A 6,309-nucleotide genomic window follows, 5' to 3' on the forward strand; every position below is an offset into this window, starting at 1 on the left:
GTGTAGGTCCGTCAGCATCACGTCGCAGTATCCGCTTTCCACTCGACGCTCTATGCGCTGCGGATCTACCTCCACCGCAAGCATACACCCTCCGTTCATCGTTGCCGCCAGTGGCTGGGCGCCACCCATTCCACCGAGCCCCGCCGTTACGATAAGCCGACCGTCAAGCGATCCACCAAAGTGCTGCCGGCCACACTCGGCAAAAGTCTCGTACGTGCCCTGCAGAATCCCCTGCGTACCGATGTATATCCACGAGCCCGCGGTCATCTGCCCGTACATCGTTAGTCCCAGCGCGTCGAGACGGCGAAACTCTTCCCATGTCGCCCATCGCGGTACAAGGTGTGCGTTTGCGATCAACACGCGTGGAGCCTCCTCATGCGTCTGGAACACTCCAACCGGCTTCCCACTCTGAACGAGCAGGGTCTCGTCCGACTTCAGTCGTTTGAGTGTCGCCACAATCCGATGGTAGCACTCCCAGTTCCGGGCGGCCTTTCCGCCTCCGCCATAGACAATAAGCTCAGATGGCCGCTCTGCAACATCCGGGTCAAGGTTGTTCATCAACATGCGCATTGCCGCCTCCTGCTCCCATCCGAGGCAGGAAAGTTCGCGGCCCCTCGGCGCCCTGATGATCTGCTGCGTCGCCGTTGACATAGTCTTGAACTAGACTGGTTCGCGTGGGAATTGACTTACTTCAAACAGGTCGACCGACAATGAGACTGTGTGCAATGTCTCTTCACCGTGTGGCTAGATGCCGGACGCAATTAGAAGTTCGATATCACGGTGTGGCATTCCGAACATCGTCGCCAGACTCTTCTTTGTCAGATGTCGACGATAAACGTACGTCCCGTTTCGCAGCCCGACATTTCGCCAAAGGGCTTCGTTGATCGAGCCGACGTCTCCAATGTTTATCAGATATGGCACCAGCACATTGGTCAACGCGTAGGTGGCGGTTCGCGCTGCGTTCGACGGCATGTTCGGGATGCAGTAGTGAATCACATCGTGCTTTCTGAATGTAGGCTGCGAGTGTGACGTCGCCCGGCTGGTTTCGATACAGCCTCCCTGGTCAATCACCGCGTCTACAATCACCGAGCCAGACCGCATGCTGCTGACCATGTCCTCGGTGACCAGGACCGGCGAACGCTGTCCTGCCGTCATCATGGCCCCAATGATCACGTCGGCCGACCGCACAGCTCCACGGATGTACTGCTCGGTCGCCATCGCAGTCGTAATTCGTCGATCCAGATAGTGCTCGAGCCCCCGAAGCGCGCCGAGATCCGAGTCCAGAACGATCACATGCGCACCATAGCCCAGCGCCGTGCGCGCCGCCCATTCGCCGACGACGCCCGCGCCCAGAATCAGCACGGTGGACGGTGGCACGCCCGAGATACCACCAAGCATTACCCCTTTCCCACCTTCACCGCTCTCCAGGTGTCGCGCAGCAATCTGGACCGCCATAGACCCCATGATCTCGTGCATCATACGCACGATCGGAAGAGTCCCGTCCGAATCCCGAATGAACTCGAAACCGATACCCGTAATACCGAGATTCATCAGACGCTTCAGGAATTCCGGAGACGTTCCCCCGAGATGAAGCGCCGAAATCAGAATCTGTCGCTCTTGCAGAAGCGATAACTCGTCGTCGCTGGGAGGACCAACCTTAACCACGAGCTCGGCCTTCGCATATAACTCGCCGGGCGCTTTGACGATCTCTGCTCCGGCATCGGCGTACTCCTGATCGCTGAAATGTGCCTGCTGACCGGCATCCGCCTCAACCACGACGTCATGCCCGTTCGCGACAAGAGCAGCCACGCCCCCGGGCGCCAGTGAGACGCGTCGTTCTTCGTTCGAAACCTCACGGGGCACACCGACGCGAAGAGACTGGCTTTTCTCACCAACCTCCTGCCGCTTCTCCATCGTCAGGAGGCCGTGCTCGATCGAGACGCCATGAAATGACGGTACTTCCATTAAGCAAGAGAAATGGCGGTCGAAGATTGGCCAACCGTGGAATATACTGCTTCGGCGTTAGATTTTATGGTGGCTGGATGCTGACGAGGTCGGGAGTCGTCAGCCGCGCTGCGTCCAGTGAAACATCAGAATCCCGGCCGCTACGCCAACATTCAGTGACTCGGTCGCACCGGACGTTCGGCCCCCGGGAATTCGGACTCGGCTTCCTGCGACAGCGCCCACCTCTTCCGACAAACCCCGGGCCTCACTGCCCACGACGAGACACGACGGATCTGACGGGGACCACTCTGACAGGGGAAGCCCTTCGAGGTCGGCGGCATGGACATCGACGCCGATGGAGATCAGGGTTTTGATGTTCGCCGCGATGGTGTTTGTGCGGCACGTCTTGACATCCCATACACCTCCCATGGACGATCGCAACACCTTTGGGCCGTAGCAGTCCGCGACGCCCGGACCGAATACCACGGCGTCAACACCGAACCAGGCCGCACTCCGGATGATGGTTCCGACATTACCCGGGTCCTGCACGCCGTCAAGCACGAGAATGCGCGACGCTCCTTTGAGCGCATCGACACTCACCCATGCCGTCTCTACGACAGCCAGAACTCCCTGCGACGTGACAACGTCGGACATCCCCTCAAACTCCTTCGGCGATGCGATCGAAATCGATGCCGAGGAAGAAAGCCATTTGCGAGTGTCCGGATCGTCCAGCATTCGCTCGGTGGCCACAATCTCCAGCACCCGTGCACCGGCCGCAACGGCTGCCTCCACGGATCGGCGCCCTTCGACAACGCAGGTGCCCGCCTGGTCGCGGAACTTCTTCTGCCGCAAGGACGCGATCTCCTTGCGCCTGCCATGAGTAAGTCTGCCTGGATTCATCTCATCCTCCGGTCACGAGTTGACCGAATATACCCGAAATCAGACTCTGCACGGCCGTCGTTCCCGCATATTCAGTTCATTGATGATTCATCCGGACGTGCCAGGTGTAACATAACTTGCACACTCGAATCGGCAGGACGTTATTGCGCGTGCACACTTGAAGCGTACGACCATGCAACATGTGACCATTCGATCGGCAATTCCGACTCTGCTCGGCTTGCCGCTTCTTGTCGCGGCACAGATTTTCGCACCGGCGGTTACCCGTGCACAGGCAACGAATGCCGAAATCCTCCAGGAGATGGCCGTTCAGTGCGTCAGGCCGGTGGCCACGCCCTATGCCCGATTGTCACTTCGTCCCGATCCGGCCAACCCGTTTCTGAATCAGGCCGTCTTCAACGCCCTGACGGAAGATGACAAACTGCTGTACCTGGACACAAAGGATCGCACAGTCGACTCCGTCGCGACAGCGAACGAAGTTGACGCGTCACTGGGCTTCAAAGTGGAGCGGGTGTCAATCCGGTACGACCGAGACGGAAGACGCAAAGTGACTCGAAACATCGATCTCGATCTCAGCTATATCCTAGTGGGCCCGGACAGGCGGATTCTTTCCAACCAGACCTGCTCGACCTCGCACGCGGATCAAATCCACCGATCGCAAATAGACGAGGTCGAAAACCAAACCATACCTCTCACTCAGGGGGTGCGCCCATCGCGAGGCTGGCTCCGCCGATATGCCGAACCGGTCGTGATTGGCGCGGCATCGGCGGTGGCCGTATACCTCTTCTTCAATATTCGAAGTGACTCGAACGAATCGCCCTGATCATACAGCAAGGTCCTGTCGCAACGACTCGACGCTACGACGTCACGCGAGTCGCCGGATGTTGAACGCCGGCCCGTCGGGAGTCATATGGATGTTGATGGTCCTGCTTTCGAGTTGCGCCGTTCCAGCCGCTCCGACCGGCGGACCCCCGGATCGCCAGCCGCCGCGAATCGAATCCATAGTACCGGACAACGGAGCGGTCAATGTGACGACGCCGGTGATCCGTATCACATTCGATGAATACATTTCCGAGCCGTCGTTTCTTCAGGCTCTTTCGATTACTCCTGAACCGTCCGAGCGCCCTGACGTCAAGTGGAAAAAGAACACGGTTGAGATTACGCTACGTCAATCACTCGAACCGAACACGACATATATCGTGTCCCTCGACACCAAACTGCGAGACAGCCGTGGAGTGAGCCTGACTGCTCCGATTACCCAGGCATTTTCGACCGGTCCTGAGATCAACAGGGGAAAGATCAGTGGCAAGGTCGTCGAACCGCTCAGAGGGAAGGGAGTAGCCGGAATGCAGGTCTTCGCCTATGCACTTCCCGACTCCGGCGCCAACGGTGATCTTCCGGCGAGACCTCTTTATCGAACCGAAACGGATGCCAGCGGTGAGTTCCTGTTTGAGTTCCTGAGTGCTCGTCCATACTTCGTACTGGCAGTGAGGGACCGAAACAGCAATCGAAAGCCCGACAATCTTGAGGTTATTGCCGTTCCTTCCTTCGAAGCGATCGCGGCCGACACCACCGGCGAAAGGATTGCACACCCCTGGATCACCAGCGTACGAGATACGGTTCCGCCAGAGGTGAGGCGGGTGGAGGGAATTTCCCCGGCGCAGGTGTCGATCCGTTATTCTGAAGATATCGTTCTCTCAAGGACTGACACGTTGACCTGGAGTGTCTCTGACTCGGTCGGGCTTGTCGACTTTGACGTCAAGCATGCATATCAGCTTCCCGACGACCTGCGTCGGATCGTGCTGCATACCGCCCCGTTGCAGCCGGGGTCTTACAGTCTTCTAACGGGTGTCGTAGAGGATTCCGTCGGCAATCGTGCACGGCGGGATCAATTTGCGTTCAGCGTCACATCTGATGTGGATGACGGCGCACCGGTGTTTCTGGATTTCATTCCATCGAGCGCACCCGGTGACTCGAAGCTACACCCTTCCGTGAGTCCTGGTCTCATCTTCAGCAAGCCCATCGACATCGAGCAACTGGACAACCTCGTTTCCGTGGAGGACACATCCGGCAACGCCCTCGATTACTCTGCGTCAACGGTGGACGGGGTCCGACAGCTTCTGAACGTTCAGGCAGCTCGAGATGGGCGACCGTTCCGCGTGCGTGTCGCTACTCCTTCGGCCGAGTCGGCCGACTCTACGGTCGCCAGGCTATTTTCGTATTTGACGGAACGCGAACTCGGCGGTATTGTCGGGGTTATTGCAGACGTTCCGGCTGCCACATCCGTGTTGGTCGAGGCGATCCGGTCTGGCGACGGACGTGTTGCCGGCTCAGCGGTGGCTGACGCGTCGGGTCAATTCGCCGTGACGATGCTTCAGCAGGGTGGCTATACGCTGCGCTTCACACGCGACGACAACGACAACCGTCGCTGGGACGGTGGAGGGGTGGAACCATTTGAACCCGCAGAGAGGATAGCGTGGCGATCAGATTCCCTTCGCGTGCGTGCGCGGTGGGAGACGGATGTGGACACCCTGCGGATACCCGTATTCAACGAATAGCATACTATGAAGCCGGTTCTCAACGCCCTGCAGATGAGGGAAGCCGACCGTCGAACGATCGAGGATTTCGGACTTCCAGGTTTTTCATTGATGGAAACAGCCGGCAGAGCGGCGACGCGCGAGATTGCGGCACACTTCGGACCACCCGACGAACTGTCCGTGTGCTGTCTGTGCGGGAAAGGAAACAACGGCGGCGACGGTCTGGTCGTTGCCAGACTTCTCGCCGACGCCGGAGCGGATGTCCATGTTCAGATGGTCCTTGGCCTGGACGGACTGTCACCCGACGCGCAGAAAAACCTGTCCGTGCTGACCGAACTCCAGGCTGCCGACGCGTCGCTCATGGTGACAATCTCATCAGGCGCGGATCTCGTGGACGCCGGATTTGATTTGATCGTTGACGCAATACTTGGAACAGGATTGTCTGCAGCACTTCGAGATCCTGTCTCGAACGCGGTCAAATCAATCAACGACAGCGGAATACCTGTCGTGTCGATTGACGTACCGACGGGCCTCAATGCGGACACCGGTGTGATGATGAGTGATTGCGTAATTGCCGACATGACGGTAACCATGGGGGCACTCAAGCAGGGCCTTTTGTTCAACGACGGTCCGCGCTGCAGTGGCGAGATCATTCTTGCGGAAATCGGTATTCCTCGATGTGCACTCGCCGGTGAAAATGGCACGGCGCCGACTCAGACATGGCTGATCGAACACGATGATGTCGCGGACGTCCTGCCTCGACGTGCCCGGGACGCACACAAGTACAGCGCAGGAATGCTTCTTGCGATCGCAGGATCGCCGGGACTGACCGGGGCCCCCACGCTCGCTTCGACCGCCGCTGCACGCACAGGCGCCGGAGCGGTTGTGTGCGCATGTCCACAGACTGTCCAGTCAACCCTGGCGGCCCGGC

General features: G+C 58.8%; 6 protein-coding genes. 3 read left to right on the plus strand and 3 right to left on the minus strand.

From position 1 onward, the window contains the following. The 3 genes from HKN37_16165 to HKN37_16175 form a co-directional block, all read right to left on the minus strand. Nucleotides 1-651: urocanate hydratase (locus HKN37_16165; protein ID NNE48188.1), on the minus strand; the 651-nt coding region annotated here is incomplete at its 3' end. Between the two features lie 93 nt (nt 652-744). Further along, nucleotides 745-1,965, minus strand: a complete 1,221-nt coding sequence (locus tag HKN37_16170) for an alanine dehydrogenase (GenBank protein NNE48189.1) — start codon at nt 1,963-1,965, stop codon at nt 745-747. Nucleotides 1,966-2,064: 99 nt separating this feature from the next. Then, nucleotides 2,065-2,844, minus strand: a complete 780-nt coding sequence (locus HKN37_16175) for an RNA methyltransferase (protein ID NNE48190.1) — start codon at nt 2,842-2,844, stop codon at nt 2,065-2,067. A gap of 172 nt (nt 2,845-3,016) precedes the next feature. On the opposite strand from HKN37_16175, the gene HKN37_16180 reads away from it, so the two are divergent. From HKN37_16180 to HKN37_16190, 3 genes are all read left to right on the plus strand, one after another. Then, a complete protein-coding gene (locus HKN37_16180; GenBank protein ID NNE48191.1) occupies nt 3,017-3,664 on the plus strand; it encodes a hypothetical protein in 648 nt (215 codons plus the stop codon). Nucleotides 3,665-3,722: 58 nt separating this feature from the next. Then, complete coding sequence (locus HKN37_16185; protein ID NNE48192.1) at nt 3,723-5,399, plus strand: Ig-like domain-containing protein; 1,677 nt, start codon at nt 3,723-3,725, stop codon at nt 5,397-5,399. A 6-nt stretch (nt 5,400-5,405) separates the two neighbouring features. Then, a partial coding sequence (locus HKN37_16190) for an NAD(P)H-hydrate epimerase (protein NNE48193.1) occupies nt 5,406-6,309 on the plus strand: 904 nt, incomplete at its 3' end.

Source organism: Rhodothermales bacterium, from assembly GCA_013002345.1.
Taxonomy (GTDB): Bacteria; Bacteroidota; Rhodothermia; order Rhodothermales; family JABDKH01; genus JABDKH01.